This window comes from Streptomyces harbinensis (genome assembly GCF_900116145.1).
In the GTDB taxonomy this organism is placed as follows: domain Bacteria; phylum Actinomycetota; class Actinomycetes; order Streptomycetales; family Streptomycetaceae; genus Streptomyces; species Streptomyces carpaticus.
Window position 1 is genome coordinate 704,935 of sequence record NZ_FPAB01000001.1, and the last position, 17,327, is coordinate 722,261.

At 74.7% G+C, this 17,327-nt stretch carries 18 protein-coding genes; 5 read left to right on the forward strand and 13 right to left on the reverse strand.

The features are described 5' to 3' along the window. Nucleotides 1–140 precede the first annotated feature (140 nt). On the forward strand, nucleotides 141–929 hold the full coding sequence (locus BM385_RS03155; protein ID WP_093842107.1) for a helix-turn-helix domain-containing protein: 789 nt from the start codon (nucleotides 141–143) through the stop codon (nucleotides 927–929). Then, complete coding sequence (locus BM385_RS03160) at nucleotides 926–1,126, forward strand: DUF397 domain-containing protein (protein WP_093842108.1); 201 nt, start codon at nucleotides 926–928, stop codon at nucleotides 1,124–1,126. Before BM385_RS03155 ends, BM385_RS03160 begins: the two co-directional genes overlap by 4 nt. Here BM385_RS03160 and BM385_RS03165 read toward each other — a convergent pair. The 7 genes from BM385_RS03165 to BM385_RS03195 form a co-directional block, all read right to left on the reverse strand. After that, nucleotides 1,113–2,387, reverse strand: a complete 1,275-nt coding sequence (locus BM385_RS03165; RefSeq protein WP_093842109.1) for a sulfite oxidase — start codon at nucleotides 2,385–2,387, stop codon at nucleotides 1,113–1,115. The two genes, BM385_RS03160 and BM385_RS03165, sit on opposite strands and share 14 nt — an antisense overlap. Nucleotides 2,388–2,431: 44 nt before the next feature. Then, a complete protein-coding gene (locus BM385_RS03170) occupies nucleotides 2,432–3,799 on the reverse strand; it encodes an 8-oxoguanine deaminase (RefSeq protein WP_093842110.1) in 1,368 nt (455 codons plus the stop codon). A gap of 14 nt (nucleotides 3,800–3,813) precedes the next feature. Further along, complete coding sequence (gene pucL, locus BM385_RS03175) at nucleotides 3,814–4,716, reverse strand: factor-independent urate hydroxylase (protein WP_019434180.1); 903 nt, start codon at nucleotides 4,714–4,716, stop codon at nucleotides 3,814–3,816. Nucleotides 4,717–4,723: 7 nt separating this feature from the next. Beyond that, entirely contained in the window at nucleotides 4,724–5,626 is a 903-nt protein-coding gene (gene uraD / locus BM385_RS03180) for a 2-oxo-4-hydroxy-4-carboxy-5-ureidoimidazoline decarboxylase (RefSeq protein WP_078576132.1), read from the reverse strand. 76 nt (nucleotides 5,627–5,702) lie between these two features. Further along, entirely contained in the window at nucleotides 5,703–6,077 is a 375-nt protein-coding gene (locus BM385_RS03185) for a helix-turn-helix domain-containing protein (protein ID WP_093842111.1), read from the reverse strand. Further along, nucleotides 6,074–6,346 carry a YkoF family thiamine-binding protein gene (locus tag BM385_RS03190; RefSeq protein WP_019434177.1) on the reverse strand — a complete coding sequence of 91 codons (273 nt, stop codon included), beginning with the start codon at nucleotides 6,344–6,346 and terminating at the stop codon, nucleotides 6,074–6,076. Before BM385_RS03190 ends, BM385_RS03185 begins: the two co-directional genes overlap by 4 nt. A gap of 40 nt (nucleotides 6,347–6,386) precedes the next feature. Next, a complete protein-coding gene (locus BM385_RS03195) occupies nucleotides 6,387–6,746 on the reverse strand; it encodes a DUF5955 family protein (protein WP_019434176.1) in 360 nt (119 codons plus the stop codon). A 273-nt stretch (nucleotides 6,747–7,019) separates the two neighbouring features. On the opposite strand from BM385_RS03195, the gene BM385_RS03200 reads away from it, so the two are divergent. Beyond that, the gene (locus tag BM385_RS03200) at nucleotides 7,020–7,733 is read left to right on the forward strand and encodes a hypothetical protein (RefSeq protein WP_093842112.1); all 714 of its coding nucleotides are present in this window, start codon (nucleotides 7,020–7,022) and stop codon (nucleotides 7,731–7,733) included. 37 nt (nucleotides 7,734–7,770) lie between these two features. On the opposite strand, the gene BM385_RS03205 is transcribed toward BM385_RS03200, so the two are convergent. Genes BM385_RS03205 through BM385_RS03220 form a run of 4 tightly spaced genes read right to left on the reverse strand, consistent with a single transcriptional unit; the run spans nucleotide 7,771 to nucleotide 12,594 of the window. Then, complete coding sequence (locus tag BM385_RS03205) at nucleotides 7,771–8,868, reverse strand: XdhC family protein (protein ID WP_093842113.1); 1,098 nt, start codon at nucleotides 8,866–8,868, stop codon at nucleotides 7,771–7,773. A gap of 5 nt (nucleotides 8,869–8,873) precedes the next feature. Further along, nucleotides 8,874–11,240 carry a xanthine dehydrogenase subunit D gene (pucD, locus tag BM385_RS03210; RefSeq protein WP_093842114.1) on the reverse strand — a complete coding sequence of 789 codons (2,367 nt, stop codon included), beginning with the start codon at nucleotides 11,238–11,240 and terminating at the stop codon, nucleotides 8,874–8,876. After that, on the reverse strand, nucleotides 11,237–11,722 hold the full coding sequence (locus BM385_RS03215; RefSeq protein WP_019434172.1) for a (2Fe-2S)-binding protein: 486 nt from the start codon (nucleotides 11,720–11,722) through the stop codon (nucleotides 11,237–11,239). The genes pucD and BM385_RS03215 overlap by 4 nt, the downstream gene beginning before the upstream one ends. Then, entirely contained in the window at nucleotides 11,713–12,594 is an 882-nt protein-coding gene (locus BM385_RS03220; protein WP_019434171.1) for an FAD binding domain-containing protein, read from the reverse strand. Before BM385_RS03220 ends, BM385_RS03215 begins: the two co-directional genes overlap by 10 nt. A gap of 183 nt (nucleotides 12,595–12,777) precedes the next feature. On the opposite strand from BM385_RS03220, the gene BM385_RS03225 reads away from it, so the two are divergent. Beyond that, nucleotides 12,778–14,433 (forward strand): PucR family transcriptional regulator, encoded by a 1,656-nt coding sequence (locus BM385_RS03225; RefSeq protein WP_019434170.1) that lies wholly within the window; start codon nucleotides 12,778–12,780, stop codon nucleotides 14,431–14,433. A 30-nt stretch (nucleotides 14,434–14,463) separates the two neighbouring features. On the opposite strand, the gene BM385_RS03230 is transcribed toward BM385_RS03225, so the two are convergent. Further along, complete coding sequence (locus BM385_RS03230) at nucleotides 14,464–15,561, reverse strand: ABC transporter permease (protein WP_093842115.1); 1,098 nt, start codon at nucleotides 15,559–15,561, stop codon at nucleotides 14,464–14,466. 168 nt (nucleotides 15,562–15,729) lie between these two features. Between BM385_RS03230 and BM385_RS03235 the strand changes: the two genes are divergently transcribed. Further along, the gene (locus BM385_RS03235; RefSeq protein WP_093842116.1) at nucleotides 15,730–16,503 is read left to right on the forward strand and encodes a hypothetical protein; all 774 of its coding nucleotides are present in this window, start codon (nucleotides 15,730–15,732) and stop codon (nucleotides 16,501–16,503) included. A 69-nt stretch (nucleotides 16,504–16,572) separates the two neighbouring features. On the opposite strand, the gene BM385_RS27455 is transcribed toward BM385_RS03235, so the two are convergent. Beyond that, on the reverse strand, nucleotides 16,573–17,271 hold the full coding sequence (locus BM385_RS27455) for a GntR family transcriptional regulator (protein WP_374312770.1): 699 nt from the start codon (nucleotides 17,269–17,271) through the stop codon (nucleotides 16,573–16,575). Nucleotides 17,272–17,327: the final 56 nt, after the last annotated feature.

Sequence of the window (17,327 nt, forward strand, 5' to 3'; positions counted from 1 at the left end):
GGACTGCCTACGCTCTGACAGCAAGTGACCGCGTACGCCCGAAAAGTACGATCGGATTCCGGTCACGCGAAGGAGCGGATGGGGAGTGGGTTCGCATGGCCGTGCCAAGGAGTAATCAGCGGAAGAAGAACAACACCGCCATGAGGACGGTGGGGGCCTTGGTCGGACGACTACGGACCCAGGCGGGTCTGTCACAGGGAGCCCTGGCGGACAAGGCGTGTGTGGCGATGGAGACGATCGCCTCCATCGAACAAGGACGGCGCCCGCTGCTGCCGCACATGGCGGAGCGGCTGGACAGCATCCTGGAGAGCAAGGGGGTGCTGTGGGTCCTGATCGACAACCTGCCGGATGAGACGAAGTTCCCGATCTGGGTTCTGGAGTACGTGGCTCATGAGCAGGAAGCGATTGCTCTGTCCTGGTACGAGAATCAAGTCCTGCCGGGTCTGTTGCAGACCGAGGGCTACGCAAGGGCCGTACTGGAGAACATCGTTCCAATTCTCAGCAAGGAAGAAACCGAGTCACGGCTCGTGGCCCGACTGGAGCGCCAGGCGGTCCTCCACCGTGAGGGGGCACCCTTGAACGCCAGCTTCATCGTCTGGGAGCCGGTGCTGAGGTACCGGATCGGCGGTGACGGAGTGTACTTCGCCCAGCTTCGCCATCTCCGCGCCTGTGCGGAACTGCCCGGTATCTCCCTCCAGGTCATGCCGCTGAGCGGTGAGTGCAACGCGGGACTTGACGGGCCGTTCATCCTGCTGGAGACCCCGGAACATCAGCAACTCGCCTACACCGAAGTGCAGCGCGGCAGTCATCTCATCCATGATCCATATGAGGTGAGCATCCTGTCCCAGAAGTATGCGATGCTGCGGTCGCAGGCTCTCAGCCCAAAGGAGAGTATGCGTCTGGTGGACCAGTTGCTGGGAGAGTCATGACGAACGCACTGACCTGGTTCAAGAGCAGCTACAGCGGTAGCGAGGGCGGCGCCTGCGTCGAGGTTGCCCGGCCTTCCGCCCACACCATCCGCGTCCGCGACTCCAAGAACCCCGCAGGGCCCGTGCTCACCGTGCGGCCGGACAGCTGGACCGCCTTCGCCTCCGCCGTGGCGGGTGACCGGGTCAGCCCACCGTGACCGGGTGCCGGACCACCGCGTCGAAGAGGTAGCCCTGGCTGTTGTACGGGGTGCGGTCCGGCTGGGTGGTGCCGTCCAGGTCGGTGGCCCGGGCCAGTAGTGCGGTGGGCCCCGCCGTGCGCGGGGTCCACCGCAGCGACCAGCGCGTCCAGCCGCCCGCGCGCGGCGGGTCGTGCAGGGTCGCCGGGTGCCAGTCGGCGCCGCCGTTCACGCTCACCCGGACCGTACGCACCCCGCGCCCGCCCGACCAGGAGCGGCCGGTGAGCAGGTGCGGGCGGCCGAGGGCCAGCGGCGCGTCCCACGGGAGTTCGAAGGCGCTCTTGAGGGTCTGCCGGGTCAGCGGTGCGCTGCCCTCCGCCGGGTGGCCGGGGCCGAAGAGCCGGTAGAGGTCGGTATTCCACGGCGAGTAGAGCGGGGTGGTGGACACCTCGATGTCGCCGAGCCACTTGATGGAGGCGATGCCGATCCAGGACGGCACCAGCAGCCGCACCGGGTGCCCGTGGTCCGGCGGCAGCGGTGCGCCGTTCATCTCGTACACCAGCAGGACGTCGTCCAGCGCCTTGGCGATCGGCAGCGGGCGCCGCACCCGGCCCAGGTCGATGCCGCCGGAGGCGAACGGGTCGTCCAGGCCGCGCGGCTGGACGTCCACGGCGTGCCGGGTGAGGCCGGCGCGGCGCAGCACCTCGGCCAGCCGTACGCCGCGCCAGCGGGCCACGCCGATGGCGCCGAGCGACCAGGCGGTGCCGGAGACGGTCTCGCCCTGCTGGCGCTGGAAGAAGCTGCGGCCGTTGCCCGCGCACTCCACGGCGGCGGAGCGTTCGGTGGCGGGCAGGGCGCGCAGGTCGGCCAGGCTGAACTCGGTGGTACGGCCGTGGCGCAGCCCGTCGCCCCAGACCCGCAGCCGCCAGTCGGCGGCGTCCAGGGCGGGGGTGACGGTGTGGTTGCGGACGAAGAAGAGGTCGTTGGGGGTGTGGTAGCCGGTGCCGCGCAGGGCCTGCCAGCGGGTTTCGGCGTTGGTGCCGTGGACGGTGAACCGGTCGGCGGGCAGCGGCTTCACGATGCCGGCGGCGGTGGCCGGGCCCACCGGGGCCGCGGCTGCCGCCGGGGTGGTTCTGGCCAGTGCGCCCGCCGTCGCCGCCGTGACCCCGGCGGCGGCCAGCAGCCGCAGCAGGTCGCGCCGTTCGATGCCCTCTGCCCGTGCCGTACCGGCCAGCCACTGCCGCAGCCGGCGGCGGTCGTACGTCCGCTCGTCGCTCGTCATGGGCACGATCCTGGCCGCGGAGCGCGGCCGGGACCATGGACGCACTATGAACTTTCCGCCAGTCGGCGGGCTTCGGCGCGGGCGGTGCGGGCGATGTCGTGCTCGTCGGCGGTGAGCAGCCGGCCCCGCTCCACGACCGGCCGGCCGCCCACCAGCGAGAGGGTGACGGGGGCGGGCGGGCCGAGCACCAGGGCGGCGACCGGGTCGGCGATGGTGGAGTGGCCGAGCCCGTCCAGTTGCCACAGCACCACGTCGGCCAGCTTGCCGGGCTCCAGGGAGCCGGTCTCGGCACCGCGGCCGAGGACCCGGGCGCCGCCGTGGGTGCCAAGACGCAGCGCCTGGCGGGCGGTGAGGGCGGCTTCGCGGTGCGGGCCGAGGCGGGCAACCAGCAGGCTGTTGCGCAGTTCGGTGTGGAGTTCGCCGGATTCGTTGGAGGCGGTGCCGTCGACGCCGAGGCCGACGGGGACGCCGGCGGCCAGCAGGTCGGGGACGCGGGCGATGCCGGCGGCCAGGCGGGCGTTGGAGGAGGGGCAGTGGGCGACGCCGGTACCGGTGCGGGCGAAGGCCGCCACGTCGTCGTCGGACATGTGGACGCAGTGCGCCATCCAGACGTCCTCGCCGAGCCAGCCGGTCTCGGCGAAGTAGTCGGTGGGGCCCATGCCGAACCGTTCGTGGCAGAACTTCTCCTCCTCGACGGTCTCCGAGCCGTGGGTGTGCAGCCGGACGCCCTTGGCGCGGGCGAGTTCGGCGGAGCGCCGCATGAGGTCGGTGGTCACGGAGAACGGCGAGCAGGGCGCGACCGCGATCCGCAGCATGGAGGAGAAACCGGGGTCGTGGTGGGTGTCGATGGCGGCCTCGGTGGCGGCGAGGGCGTCGTCGATGCTCTCCACGGCGAAGTCCGGGGGCAGTCCGCCGTCGGAGGTGCCGAGATCCATGGAGCCGCGGGCCGCGGTGAACCGCAGGCCGATCTCGCGGGCGGCCTCGATCTCGGCGCCCAGCAGATCGCCGGTGCCCCGGGGGAAGATGTAGTGGTGGTCGGCGGCGCTGGTGACGCCGCCCCTGGCCATCATGGCGAGGGAGGCGCGGGCGGCGGCGTGCACCATGCGTTCGTCGATGCGCGACCAGGTGGGGTAGAGCGCGACGAGCCAGTCGAAGAGGTGGGCGTTCTGCGCCAGGCCGCGGGTGAGCCACTGGTAGAAGTGGTGGTGGGTGTTGATCAGCCCGGGGGTGGCGAGCGCGCCGGAGGCGTCGATGCGGCGCGGCGGGGCGCCGTCGTCGGGCAGGTCGCGGGGGGCGGGGCCGGGGCCGACCGCCGCGATCCGGTCGCCGGTGATCACCAGATGGCCGTCGGTGTACTCGGTGTCCGCCGCGTCGACGGTGGCGATCGCGCAGTTCTCGATGACGGTGGTCATGGCGGCTGGGTCCCTCAGAGGTTGGTGGCGTCGATGGGGATGCGGGCGGTGGCGCCGTCGCGCAGCACGGTCGCCTCGATGAGGCCGTAGGGCCGGTCGGCGGCGAAGTAGACCGCGCCGTCCTCGGTGTCGTTCTCCATGCCGAAGGGGGTGAGGTCGGCCAGGAAGTGGTGCTTGTTGGGGAGGGAGAGCCGGATCTCGTCGATCTCGGGGCGGTGGTCTATGACGCGGGCGCCCATGCCGTACAGGGTCTGCTGGAGCGAGTACGAGTACGTCCGGGCGAAGGCGTCGAGCAGGTGGCGGCGGGCGGCGGCGTGGGAGGCGTTCCAGTCGCGGTCCTCGGCGGGGCCGGCCCAGCGGTGCCGCCACAGGGCGGTGACGTCGGTGGCCAGGACGCGGTCGCGGGTCTCGGCGAGGGTGGTGTAGCGGTCGCGGAGGAAGCCGTGGAACTCGGAGTGGGTGGTGTTCAGTACGGTGACGCCGGTCAGCCCGGAGAGCACTTCCCAGCCGTCCTCGGTGTCGTGGGTGACCTGGGCGGTGCGGATGCCGCGTCCGTCGCGCAGGAAGGAGTGGTCGCCCTCGCCGGGGGTGGGCACGCGTTCCCAGGCGTAGCTCTCCAGGCGGATCCTGGCCCGGGTGAGGGTGGGCTGGGATTCGGTGAAGTGCCGGGCGAGGAGGATGCCGAACCGTTCGGGTGAGCCGATGCCGTGTTCCTTGGCGAAGGCGAAGACGGTGTTCTTGGTGGCGTCGGTGGTCAGGACGGCGGCGTTGGAGCCGGAGTAGTGCACCTCGTCCATGTCGCCGGAGAGGGCGACGGAGACCTTGAGGTCCTCCAGGTGGTGGGTGGCGCCGTCGCGGGTGACGCGGACGACGCGGGTCTCCGCCTTGCCGTACTGGTTCTGGCCGAGTGTGGGCATCGCGGGGTCAGCTCCCTCGGTAGACGGAGTAGCCGAACGGGCTGAGCAGCAGCGGGACATGGTGGTGCTCGCCGGGGGTGACGGCGAAGGTGGTGCTGATCTCGGGGAAGAACGGGCCGGTGACGGCGAAGCGCAGCCGGGCGGCGGTGGTGTGGGCGGGCAGCGGCGGCAGGCCGGTGCAGCGGCCGTCGGCGTCGGTGACGGCGGTGGCGTGCGCGGTCCAGGTGCCGGGGCCGGGTCCTGGGACCGACAGGTCCACCGCGATGCCGGGGGCGGGGCGGCCGGCCGCGGTGTCCAGGATGTGGGTGGAGACGGTGGCGGCGGCGGCCGGGGAGTGAGTGGGATCGGCGGACGCGGCGGGGTCGGGGGACGCGGCGGAGTCGGCGGGGTCGGTGGGACCGGCCAGCAGCCGGGTGAGTCGCAGCCGGTGGATGGCGGCCAGTTCGGTGCGGACGGTCGCGCGTTCGGTGTCGGGGCTGTTGCCGAGGCGGGTGCGGAGCGCGTCGCGCAGTTGTCCGGCGGTCAGTCCGGTGGCGCAGATGAGGAAGACCTGGCCGAACCGTCGCCGGTAGGCGTCGTTCAGCTCGCGCACCTCGGCGGCGAGCGCGGGCGGGGCGCCGGCCATGCCGCGCTGTTCGCGCGCGGAGGCGGCGTCGCCCGGGGCGGGACGGCCGATCGGGGGGTGGGCGGCGAGCGCCTGGTCGATGCCGGTGGCGTCGAGGGCGGCGGTGGCGGCGTCGGAGGCGGCCAGCAGTGCGGCCGGGGAGGGATAAGGGCGCCCCGACACCAGTGCCCCGGCCCAATCGGGCGCGGCACAGACCGGCCGGAGCGCGGCGATCAGTTCTCCGGGGGGCGCGGAATTGAACCAGCTGAGGCGAGCGGGGGACGCGGACGGCGGGTCAGCGGGCATGGGGCCAGCTAACCGGGCACTCCGAGTGACGTCAACAGTTTGTTGATATTCACGCCGGTGGGGGACATACGCCCGGTCAGCCGCGCTGCTCGCGGTTGAGGTAGTTGTATACGGTGAAGCGGCTCACGCCCAGGGCGCTCGCCACCGTCTCCACTCCGTGCCTCATCGCGAACGCGCCCCGCGCCTCCAGGGTCCGTACCACCTGCTGCTTCGTGGAGCGGTCCAGCTCGGCCAGCGGCATGCCGTGCCGGCGGCGCAGCTCCGCCAGGATGCGTTCCAGCGAGGCGGAGAGATCGGGCAGCCGGACGGCCACCGCCTCGGTGCCCTGCCAGGACAGCACCACATCGTCCGGGCCGGCCCGCTCCGGGGCGAGCAGTTCGCCGCCGATGGCGTCCACCAGCGGGGTGACGGCGGCTATGAAGGACTCGGCGCCGGTGCCCGGCGCGCTCACGGCGCGGCCTCCGGGTCGCGCGGGCCGCTGCCCTCGACGACGTTCAGCTGGAGGGAGATCCGGGTGGCGCCGACCGCCAGGGACTTGCTGACCAGCTCGTTCACCAGGGTCAGCACCTCATCGGCTCCGCCTTCGACGGTGTTGCCGAAAGGCCCGACGTCCACGGTGTCGAGCGCCGCGCCCAGGGTGACCTCACGGGCCATCAGGGCGTGCGCGGGCGGCTCGTCCAGATCGAAGGGTTCGGTGGTGAACTCAAGTCTCAGTCGCACCCCGCCAACCTAACCCGGCGAAGCGGCCTCGGGCCGGTGGTCAGGGAGCGCCGTGCCGCACGGGCGGCTGCACCCGGTGCCGCGGCACCCCGAACAGCTCGACGGCCTCCCGCAGCTGGCCCAGCGCCGGGGCCAGCGCGCTGACCGAGCCGACGGCCGCCGCGATCCGCAGCAGCGCCGCGCTCAGCAGGGCGTCCTCGGGAACGCCGCCGGCCAGCTGCTCGGCCAGCACCGTCAGCTCGCGCTCGGCCACCTCCCGGTCGGCCAGCCACGCCTGATAACCGCTCAGGTCCCCCCGCAGCCGCTCCACCGCCGTCCGCAGGGATGTGAGCCGGGGATCTCCTTCGTCGGCCACCGCGCTCGCGCTGACGCGCGCGGCCTCGGCCTCGCCTGCCGCCACTGGGCCCTCCCCTGCCGTCCACACCACCCGACGCGCCCGCGTCCGCCCGGCGCATGCTTGGCGCCCGGCCGCCACGAACAACGACAGTAAATATCACTGTCCGCACAGTGCGCCATACGGAGGGCGAAAGTCCCGGTCACATTCGCGTGAACAGCCGCGACCCCATTGACGCACTCCGGATGACGTACCGCCACCACCCGTGAGCATACTCCTGCGTGATCAAGGGACCATAAGGAACACTGAGATGGCCCAACGCCGGCCCGGGAGCGTCCGATGAAGCAGAGCAGGCCCGTACGCTGCCCGGCGTGCCGGCGCGAGCACAGCTACGTCCCCCCGGAGTACCCATGCTCCTGTGGTGCAGCGGTGTCCGTGCCGGTGCGGTGGGACAGGGACCCCGCCCCGGTACGGCACCGGTCGTGGGCGGCGTCCTGGGCCGAACTGGACTGTCCGTCCTGCGGCCGGGCCGGGCAGTGGCCCCAGCCGGAGTTCGACTGCCCCTGCGGGGTGACGGTGCGGCTGTCCGCCGGGCGGCCGGAGCCCGGGGCGGTCCGGGACGGGGAGCGCGAACGGGCGCCGTTCACCCCGCTGACCATCAGGACCGGGTACGACGCGGTGGCGTGCGCGGCGCAGTTCCTGCGCTGGCTGGGCTTCCGCGAGGTGCGCACCGCCGTGCCGCGCCCGGAATCGGGGGTGGATCTGCACGGCCAGGGGGTGGTGGGCCTGGTGGACACCACCACCGAGCCGACCGGTTCGCGGGAGATCGAGACGCTGTGGATGCACGGACTGCTGGAGGCGGCCCGGGGCGTGGCGTTCTCGCTGGCCGGATACGACCGCCCGGCCCGGGGCCGGGCCGACGCGCTGCGGCTGCCGCTGTTCGTACTGGATCTGACGGGCGCTCCGCAGCCGGTCAACGACCCGGCGGACACCCTGCTGCAGGACGGCGGCGGACCGCGCCACCAGGAGCCGGGCCCGGCCGCCGGGACATGACCGAAAACGGTGGGTCGCCGGTGGCCGCCCGCCCCGTTCAGCCCGCCGGCCGGTCCGGCGCCGGCCGGTGGATGCGCGGCGCCCGCAGCCCGGTGAGCGGCTGCCCGGTGGCCCGCTCCCGGGTGGCCACGATCTCGGCCGCGATGGACAGCGCCGTCTCCTGCGGGGTCCGCGCCCCCAGGTCCAGGCCGATCGGCGAACGCAGCCGGTCCAGTTCCGGCTCGGTCAGCCCGGCCGCCCGCAGCCGGCGCATCCGGTCGGTGTGCGTGCGCCGCGAGCCCATCGCCCCGACGTACGCCACCGGCAGCCGCAGCGCGGCCTCCAGCAGCGGGACGTCGAACTTCGCCTCGTGGGTGAGCACGCACAGGGCCGTCCGCGCGTCCAGCCGGCCGGCCGCCGCCTCGGCGGCCAGATAGTCGTGCGGCCAGCCGGTCACCACCTCGTCCGCCGCCGGGAACCGCTCGGGGGTCGCGAAGACCGGCCGGGCGTCGCACACGGTCACCCGGTAGCCGAGGAAGGACCCGGCGCTCGCCAGCGCCGACGCGAAGTCCACCGCCCCGAACACCAGCAGCCGGGGCGCCGGCACCCGGCTCTCCACCAGTGCCCACTCCCCCGCCGGGAGCCGGAGCACCCCGGTGCGCCCGTCCCGCAGCAGGGCGCGGGCACCGGCCGCCGCCGTACCGTCCACCGCCGCGCCGCCCAGTGAGCCGCGCGGCGCGCCGCGGGCCGGTACGTACAGCGCGCCCCCGGCGGGCGAGCGGACCAGCGCGCCGTGCGGCCCGGCCAGCGCGGCGGCCAGCACCGTGCGCAGTCCGGTGTCGTCCGCGGCCACCGGGGTGATGAGGACATCCAGGCTGCCGCCGCAGGTCAGCCCGGTGGCGAAGGCGTCCGCGTCGCTGTAGCCGAAGCGCTCGGTGCGCGGCCGGCCCACCGCCAGCGCCTCCCGGCACAGCTCGTACACCGCGCCCTCCACGCAGCCGCCCGACACGCTGCCGACCACCGTGCCGGCCGCGTCCACCGCGAGCGCGGCGCCCGGCGGGCGGGGCGCGCTGCCGTGCACCGCCGTCACCGTGGCCACCGCGAACGCGCGGCCCTCGTCCAGCCACCGGCTCAGCTCCGGTGCGATCTCCAGCACGGCGGCTACGCCGTCCCGGTCAGGTGCTCGGGCCGCACCGGCACCCGGCGCAGCGGCAGCCCGGTGGCCTGGCGGATGGCGGCCACGATCGCCGGGGTGGCGGAGAGGGTGGGCGCCTCGCCGGCGCCGCGCAGGCCGTACGGGGCGTGGTCGTCGGCCAGTTCGAGGATGTCGAGCGGCATGCCGGGCACGTCCAGGATGGTGGGGATCAGATAGTCGGTGAAGGACGGGTTGCGGACCCGGCCGTCGGGGCCGACCACGATCTCCTCCAGCACGGCGAGTCCGAGCCCCTGGGCGCTGCCGCCGTGGATCTGGCCGGCCACCGCGCGCGGGTTGAGGGCTTTGCCGACGTCCTGGGCGGCGGCGAGTTCGACGACCTTGACCAGGCCGAGGTCGGTGTCCACCTCCACCACGGCGCGGTGTGCGCAGAAGGAGTACTGCACATGGCCGCGGCCCTGGCCGGTGCGCGGGTGGAACGGTTCGGTGGGCCGGTGCCGGAACTCCCGCTCGATCTCGACGGGCTCCTCCCCCAGCACCTCGGCGAGCGTGGCCAGCACTTCGCCGTCGGCGGCCACCACCTTGCCGGCCTCCAGGGCGGCGGCGGTGCCGAAGCGGGCGCGGGCCCGGGCCAGCACCGCCTCCCGTACCGCCTCGCAGGCGTGCTTCACGGCGCCGCCGGTCATATAGGTCTGCCGGGATGCGGAGGTGGAGCCGGCGGAGCCGACCGTGGTGTCGGCGGGGAGCAGGGTGACGTGGGTGACGCCCAGTTCGGTGCGGGCGATCTGGGCCTGGACGGTGACGCCGCCCTGGCCGACCTCGGCCGCCGCCGTGTGCACGACGGCCACCGGTTCGCCGCCCACCACCTCCAGCCGGACCCGGGCGGTGGAGTAGTCGTCGAAGCCTTCGGAGAAGCCGACGTTCTTGATGCCGACCGCGTAGCCCACCCCCCGGACGATCCCTTCGCCGTGGCTGGTGTTGGAGAGGCCGCCGGGCAGTTCCCGCAGGTCGGGGGCGGCGGTGGGGCCGGCCGGGTCCGCCCACGGCCGTTCGGGCGGCAGCGGGCGGGCGGCGACCCGGGCAAGCAGTTCGGCGACCGGGGCCGGGGAGTCCACCGGCTGTCCGGTGGGCATCACGGTGCCCTGCCGCATGGCGTTGCGGCGGCGCAGCTCGACCGGGTCCAGGCCCAGTTCGGCGGCGAGCTTGTCCATCTGGGACTCGTAGGCGAAGCATGCCTGCACCGCGCCGAAGCCGCGCATGGCGCCGCAGGGCGGGTTGTTGGTGTAGAGGGCCAGCGCCTCGATGTCGGCGTGCGGCACCTCGTACGGTCCCAGGCCGAGCGAGGCGGCGTTGCCGACGACGGCGGGTGAGGAGGAGGCGTAGGCGCCGCCGTCGAGCACGATGCGGCAGGTGACGTACAGCAGGGTGCCGTCCCGCAGGGCGCCGTGTTCGTAGGCGAGCTTGGCGGGGTGGCGGTGCACGTGGCCGAAGAAGGACTGCTCGCGGTCGTAGACCATCTTGACCGGGCGCCCGGTGCGCAGCGCCAGCAGGCAGGCGTGGGCCTGCATCGACAGGTCCTCGCGGGCGCCGAACGCGCCGCCGACACCGGAGAGGGTGAGCCGCACCTTCTCGGCGGGCAGGCCGAGCACGGGGGCGAGCTGCCGCTGGTCGACATGCAGCCACTGGGTGGCGACGTACAGGTCGACGCCGCCGTCGGCGGCCGGGACGGCGAGGCCGGATTCGGGGCCGAGGAACGCCTGGTCCTGCATGCCGACCTCGTACTCCCCGCGCACCACGACCTCGGCCCGGGCCCGGGCGGCGGCGACGTCGCCGTGCCGGATCGGCTGCCGGTGGACGATGTTGGGGTGCGGTACGTGGGCGGCATGGTGGTCGGTGCGGCCGGGGTGCAGGACGGGGGCGCCGGGTGCGGTGGCGGAGGACTCGTCGTGCACCAGCGGCCGTTCGTCGTAGTCGACGGCGATGAGGGCGGCGGCGCGGCGGGCGGTCTCGGGGTGGTCGGCGGCGACCAGGGCCACCGGTTCGCCCTGGTAGCGCACCACGTCCTGGGCGAGGACCGGCTGGTCGGTGAACTCCAGGCCGTAGTGGGTGGCGGCGGGCAGGTCGTGGTGGGTGAGCACAGCGTGCACGCCGGGGAGCGCGAGGGCGGCGGTGAGGTCGACACGGCGGATCGCGGCGTGCGGGTGTGGGCTGCGCAGGGTGTGGCCCCACAGCATGTCGTCGTGCCACAGGTCGGAGGAGTAGGCGAACTCGCCGGTGACCTTGAGGTGGCCGTCGGGTCGCTGGGTGGATTCGCCGATGCCGCCGGTGGTGTCGCGGTCGCTGCGCTGGCTGAGGGCGCCCGGGCCGATGGTCATGCGCGCTCCCCGGTCCCGGCGCGGCGGGCGGCGGCCAGCCGTACCGCGTCCATGATGGCCTCGTAGCCGGTGCAGCGGCACAGATTGCCGGCGAGGGCCTCGCGGATGTCGGCGTCGGAGGGGTCGGGGACGCGTTCGAGGAGTTCGTCGGTGGCCATGAGCAGACCGGGGGTGCAGAAGCCGCACTGGACGGCGCCGGTGTCGAGGAAGGCGCGCTGGACGGGGTGGAGCGTGCCGTCCTCGGCGGCCAGCCCTTCGACGGTACGGATGTCGGCGCCCTCGGCCTGGCCGGCCGCGACCAGGCAGGCGCACACCAGGTCGCCGTCGAGCCGGATGGTGCAGGAGCCGCATTCGCCCTGTTCGCAGGCGTTCTTGGCGCCGGGGAGGCCGAGCCGCTCGCGCAGCACGTACAGCAGGCTCTCGCCCTCCCAGACGTGGTCGGCCACCTGGCGGCGGCCGTTGACGGTGCAGGTCACGCGCATGGTGTGAGCCCTTTCGTGTAGGCGTCCCAGGTCCGGTCGAGGGTGCGGCGGGCGAGGACGCCGACGGCGTGCACCCGGTAGCGGGCGGTGCCGCGGACGTCGTCGATGGGGCGGCAGGCGGTGGCGGCCAGTTCGGCGAAGCGGCGCCGCACGGCCTCGGGCAGCGGCCGGGGGTCCTCCCACAGTCCGGCGCCGGCCAGGGCGCCGGTCAGGTAGTCCTCGGCGTCCGGGGCGCGGACGGGGGTGGGCGCGGCGGAGCCGATGCCGGTGCGTACGGTCCCGGTGTGCGGGTGCAGGGCGAGGGCGAAGGCGCACACGGCGATGACCATGGCGTTGCGGGTGCCGACCTTCGCGAACTGCTGCGGTCCGGTGGCCCGGTCGATGTGGATGGCGCGGATGAGTTCGTCGGGGGCGAGGGCGTTGCGTTTGACGCCGGTGTAGAAGGCGTCGATGGGGATGCGCCGGGTGCCGCGCACGGAGGCGGCCTCCACCTCGGCTCCGGCGGCGAGCAGCGCGGGGTGGCTGTCGCCGGCCGGGGAGGCGGCGCCGAGGTTGCCGCCGACGCTGCCCCGGTTGCGGATCTGCGGGGAGCCGACGGTGCGGGCGGCGAGGGCGAGCGCGGGCAGCGGCCCGGCGAGGTGGTCGAGGACGGCGCGGTAGGGGACGGCGGCGCCGAGCCGTACCGTCCGTTCGCCGGTCTCCCAGCGGCGCAGTTCGGGGATCCCGGACAGATCGAGGAGCCGGTCGGGGCGGCGCCGGTCGAAGGTCAGCTCGACCATCACATCGGTGCCGCCGGCGATCGGTACGGCGTCGGGGTGTGCGGCTTTGGCGGCCAGTGCCCCGGCCCAGTCGGTGGGGCGGAGAAAGTCCATGCGGCTGTCTCTCCCTGGGTGTGGTGATGCCCAGTACACCCGGCGGCGGGCCCCGGGGGCAGTCACGGAAGGGCCGAAGCACCCATTCGCCGGGACCCCACTTCTTGTAGGTTCATACGAGGACATGCGGCCGGCAACGGGGCGGCAGCCCGCCGGCAACACGGACGACATCGGCGGACGGACATGCGACTGCGCACACTGCTGGCTGACGGGGCGCTGGGACTGCGGCTGCTGCACGGCGCGGGCGGCCTCGACGCCCCGGTGCGCGGGGTGATGACCACCGATCTGCGCGACCCGAGCCGCTATCTGCGCGGCGGCGAACTGGTGCTGACCGGCCTCGCCTGGTGGCGCGGCCCGGCCGACTCCGAGCCGTTCGTGCGGATCCTGGCCCGGGCGGGGGTGGCGGGGCTCGCCGCCGGCGAGGCGGAACTCGGGGCGGTGCCCGACGATCTGGCCGCCGCCTGCGCCCGGCACGGGCTGCCGCTGTTCGCGGTGGCGCAGGAGGTGGCCTTCGCGGAGATCACCGAACGGGTGGTGCGGCAGATCTCCGGGCATCGCGCGGGGGATCTGGCGGCGGTCGTGGACCGGCACCGGCGGCTGATGTCGGCGGGGCCGGGCGGCGGCGGGCCGCAGGCGGTCCTGGATCTGCTGGGCGCCGACCTGGATCTGCCGGCCTGGCTGCTGTCCGCCACCGGGCGGGTGGTCGCCGGCACGGCACGCGCCGCGCTGCCCGCGCCGGTGGCGGCGCGGCTGGCCGCGCACGCGATGACGGCGGCGGCCGGCGGGCGGCCGGGGCCGTACCGGGTGCCGGCCGGTACGGAGGCGGGTGGAGAAGACGGGGACGACGACGGGTACGCGCTGTTCCCGGTGCCCGGCGACGGCGGCGACCCGCACACCGCCGCGCTCACCGGCTGGCAGCTCGCGGTGCGCGCCGACCCCCGCGACTGGCCCGCCGAACGCCTCGATCTGATGGCCGGGGTGGCGCAGCTGATCGCCGCCGACCGGGACCGGCGCGAGGCGTCCCGGACGGTGCAGCGCCGGCTCGCCCGGGAGATCCTGCGGCTGCTGCGCGAGCGTGCCGCGCCCGCCGAGGTGGCGGCGCGGCTGCGGGTGGCGGGCCCGCTGCTGGTGCCGGGGCTGACGGAGCCGCGCTGGCAACTGGTGGTGGCGCGGATCGAGGGCCCGGCCGCGGCGGCGGACGGCGGCGGCCGGGTGGCGGAGGCGCTGCTGGAGGAGTTGCTCGCCGCCCCGGGCACCGTCGAGGGCGCCCTGGTGGCCGGGGCGGCGGACGGCGAGGCGGTGGCGCTCGTCCCGCTGCCCGCGGTGCCGGGCGAGGGCGCGGCGCTGCGGGCCGCGACCGTGCTGGCGCCGGTCCGTACGGTCCTGGCCGCCGGGCTCGGCCCGGACGGGCGGCTGACGCTGGGCATGAGCGCCCCGGTGGCCGCGGCCGGCGGGCTGCGCGGCGCGCTGGAGGAGGCGCGGCACGCGCGGCGGGTGGCCGCCGCCCGTACCGGGCCGGTGTGCGGGGCGGGCCACGACGAACTGGCCTCGCACGTGCTGCTGCTGCCGTTCGTCCCCGAGGAGGTGCGGCTCGCCTTCACCGCGCGGCTGCTGGACCCGCTGCGCGCCTACGACCGGCGGCACCGCTCGGAGCTGATCCCCACCCTGGAGGCGTACCTGGAGGCCGACGGCTCGTGGACCCGGTGCGCGGCCCGGCTGCATCTGCACGTCAACACGCTGCGCTACCGCGTCGGCCGCATCGAGGCGCTGACCGGGCGGGACCTCACCCGGCTGGAGGACAAGCTGGACTTCTTCCTGGCGCTGCGGCTGAGCCGGTGACGGGCCGTCGGGGTACGGGCGCGGAGCGGCTCATTGCGTCCACGGCTTGATGCCGAGGAACCCGCCGTCGGAGACGGTGCGGTAGGGCATCTCGTCCCGCCACCGCCGGCGCCCGCCGAACAGGGAGGCGAGCAGCGTCACCACGACCCCGGCCACCGCCCAGATGCCGAGGACGACCAGCGGGTGGGTGAGCGCGTGCCCGTCGAAGTAGGCGACGGAACGGGCGCCCCAGGTGCCGGCGCCGGGGATCATCACGGAGCTGATGCCGCGCCAGAAGGCGGGCAGCAGCGCGGTGCCGATCGCACCACCCGCGCTGGGGTTGCCGAGGATCACCACCACCAGCAGCGTCAGCCCGATGCCGACGATGCCGAACAGCGCCTGGAGGGCCAGGGTGAGCGCCCCGGTCGCGAACACCACCAGGGCGCCCAGCAGCGCCAGCGATATCACCCGCCCCGGCAGCGCGTCGAGGACGGGGCCGACGATCACCGCGCCGCCCAGCCCGCCGAGCAGCGAGTAGACGGCCAGGGCGCCCAGCCGGAACAGGGCGCGCGGCACGGTGGCGGCCCGGCTGCCGTGACTGATCGCCAGCACGGCACCGCACAGATAGCCGCCCACCACCCAGCCGACGACCAGGAAGAACGAGCTGAGGCCGCGCGCGTCACCGGCGGCGGCCGGGGCGACGTCCCGGATCTCCAGGGTGCGGTTCTGCCCGGCCGCCACCGACTGGAGCACCTGCGCCAGCGCCTCGGCGGTGGAGGTGCCGCCGCCGGTGGCCACCAGCAGCGTGTCCTGGGTACCGCCGCCGTCCACGATCAGCGCGCCGTCCACGTCCCGGTGCTGGACCCTGCGCAGCCCGTCCGCCTCGTCGGTGGCGGTGTGCTCGACGCGGACGGGGTTGCCGGGCAGCCCGTCCAGCGCGTGGACCAGTTGTCCGGCCATCTCCTCGGGGGCCACCACCGCGAGCGGGATCCGGTGCGGCTCGGCGCGGTGCAGGGCGCCGACGTAGGAGGTGATGAACGCCCACTGCAAGAGCAGCACACCCAGCACCAGCAGGGCGGCGCGGGGTGTCACGGCAGCGCGCAGCGAGCTGAGAAAGCCGTCGCGCGCGTATCCGGATATCGGCTCCATACCTGGCATCGTGCGGGCGTGGCGGAGCGGATGCCCAGCTGGGCTGGGCCATTGGGTGAGCGGCGCATTTGTGAACTGGTTCACGCACGCCTCTTGGCCGCGCCCACCGGCGCGTGCTGAGATTCCTCCACACTCACGATCGGCTCACTGACGCGCCTGGAGGGCGATGTGGCCCAGACCGCCATACCACCGACCGTTCCCCTGGACAGCGCGGTGTGGCGGCTGCGGTCGCGCGGCTGCTGGCAGGACGCGGCGGCGCTGCTGGAGCACGCGGCGGCCCTCTCCCCGACGGCGGCGCTGCGCCGTACCGCGCTGCTGGTGGAGTGCTGCATGTTCACCGGCGAGGGCTGGGAGCGGGCGGAGGACGCGCTGCGGGCCGTGGAGCCGATGGCGCTGACCGACGAGGAACGGGGGGCGGCGGCCGGCGAGCGCGGCTATCTGGCGTACGCCTCGACGTTACTGCGGGTGCGCGACCGGGCCGATGAGGCGCGGGCCGCGCTGGGCAGGGCGGCGGCGCTGCTGGCCCCCGATTCGCCGGGCCGGGCGCTGCTGGACTTCCGGCGCGGACTGATGGCGCAGCATGTGAGCGGCAACGCGGAGGCGGCGGAGACCGGTTACCGGCGGGCGCACGCCGAGGCGGTGGCCCGGGGCGACGCGCTGCTCAGCTCGTACACCTGGCGGCAGCTGGCGGCGCTCGCCCAGCAACGGGGGGACCTGGAGCAGGCCAGGGAGGGGTTCACGCACAGTCTGCGGCTGCGGGAGGAGACCGGTTTCCTGGTGGGCATCGCCCCGGCGCTGGTGGCGCTGGCGGAGGTCCAGCCGGAGCCGGAGGCGACCCGGCTGCGCACCGAGGCGGGGCGGCTGTTCCATCTGCTGGACCGGGTGCCGCGCTGGCTGGCCGCCCAGCTCACGCCGCAGCCGCCCGCGCCGGCCCCGGCGTAGGCGGGGCCGGGCCGGGCCGGGCCGGGCGGCGGTGCGCGGCGGGCCGCGGTTGCTCGGGCGGCGCGGTGGTCAGACGCCGGTGAAGTGCTCGCTCGCCAGCTGTTGCGCGGCCGGCAGGTCGCGGCGGCGCAGCGCGTCGAGCAGGGCCGCGTGCTCCAGGGCGTCCGCGAGCAGTTCGGCGGTGCCGGGCAGGGGCCGGGAGGTGGCCGGGCTCTGCGAGCGGCGGTGCAGGTCCTCGGCGATGAGCACCAGCTGCCGGTTGCCGGTCAGCCGCAGCAGCGCGCGGTGGAAGCAGCGGTCGGCCTCGGCGTAGGCGGCGCGGTCGCCCAGGGTGGCGGCGGTGACGGTCGCCTCGGCCAGCGGGCGCAGTTCGTCCCAGCGCTCCGGGGGGACGGTGCGGGCCAGCCGCATGATGGCCGGCACCTCCAGGGCGGCGCGGACCTCGGCGAGTTCGGCCGCGTCGCGCGCGGTGTGGCCGGCGATGCGGAAGCCGCGGTTGGGCACGGTCTCCACGGCGCCCTCGCTCGCCAGTTGCTGCATCGCCTCGCGCACCGGGGTGGCGGAGACGCCGTACCGCTCGGCGAGGGCGGGGGCCGAGTACACCTCGCCGGGCGCCAGTTGCCCGCCGGCCAGGGCGTCGCGCAGGGCGGCGAGCACCTGGGCGCGTACGGAGTGGCGCTCGGGCAGCGACCTGGGCCGTACCGGCAGGGGTGGTTTCCCGGGGGGCGCCACCGGCGCGCCGGGGGGCGCCGCTATGTACGCATCCACGCGGGCGCCCCCTCCCGTAGAAAAAGTGATGTCGAGCACCCTAGGCCGATATGGGC

Bases quoted from the DNA above. Each gene is read 5' to 3' on its own strand.
- BM385_RS03155 (WP_093842107.1), top strand. From the start codon at position 141: ATGAGGACGGTGGGGGCCTTGGTCGGACGACTACGGACCCAGGCGGGT.
- BM385_RS03160 (WP_093842108.1), top strand. From the start codon at position 926: ATGACGAACGCACTGACCTGGTTCAAGAGCAGCTACAGCGGTAGCGAG.
- BM385_RS03165 (WP_093842109.1), bottom strand. From the start codon at position 2,387: ATGACGAGCGACGAGCGGACGTACGACCGCCGCCGGCTGCGGCAGTGG.
- BM385_RS03170 (WP_093842110.1), bottom strand. From the start codon at position 3,799: ATGACCACCGTCATCGAGAACTGCGCGATCGCCACCGTCGACGCGGCG.
- pucL (WP_019434180.1), bottom strand. From the start codon at position 4,716: ATGCCCACACTCGGCCAGAACCAGTACGGCAAGGCGGAGACCCGCGTC.
- uraD (WP_078576132.1), bottom strand. From the start codon at position 5,626: ATGCCCGCTGACCCGCCGTCCGCGTCCCCCGCTCGCCTCAGCTGGTTC.
- BM385_RS03200 (WP_093842112.1), top strand. From the start codon at position 7,020: ATGAAGCAGAGCAGGCCCGTACGCTGCCCGGCGTGCCGGCGCGAGCAC.
- pucD (WP_093842114.1), bottom strand. From the start codon at position 11,240: ATGACCATCGGCCCGGGCGCCCTCAGCCAGCGCAGCGACCGCGACACC.
- BM385_RS03215 (WP_019434172.1), bottom strand. From the start codon at position 11,722: ATGCGCGTGACCTGCACCGTCAACGGCCGCCGCCAGGTGGCCGACCAC.
- BM385_RS03220 (WP_019434171.1), bottom strand. From the start codon at position 12,594: ATGGACTTTCTCCGCCCCACCGACTGGGCCGGGGCACTGGCCGCCAAA.
- BM385_RS03225 (WP_019434170.1), top strand. From the start codon at position 12,778: ATGCGACTGCGCACACTGCTGGCTGACGGGGCGCTGGGACTGCGGCTG.
- BM385_RS03230 (WP_093842115.1), bottom strand. From the start codon at position 15,561: ATGGAGCCGATATCCGGATACGCGCGCGACGGCTTTCTCAGCTCGCTG.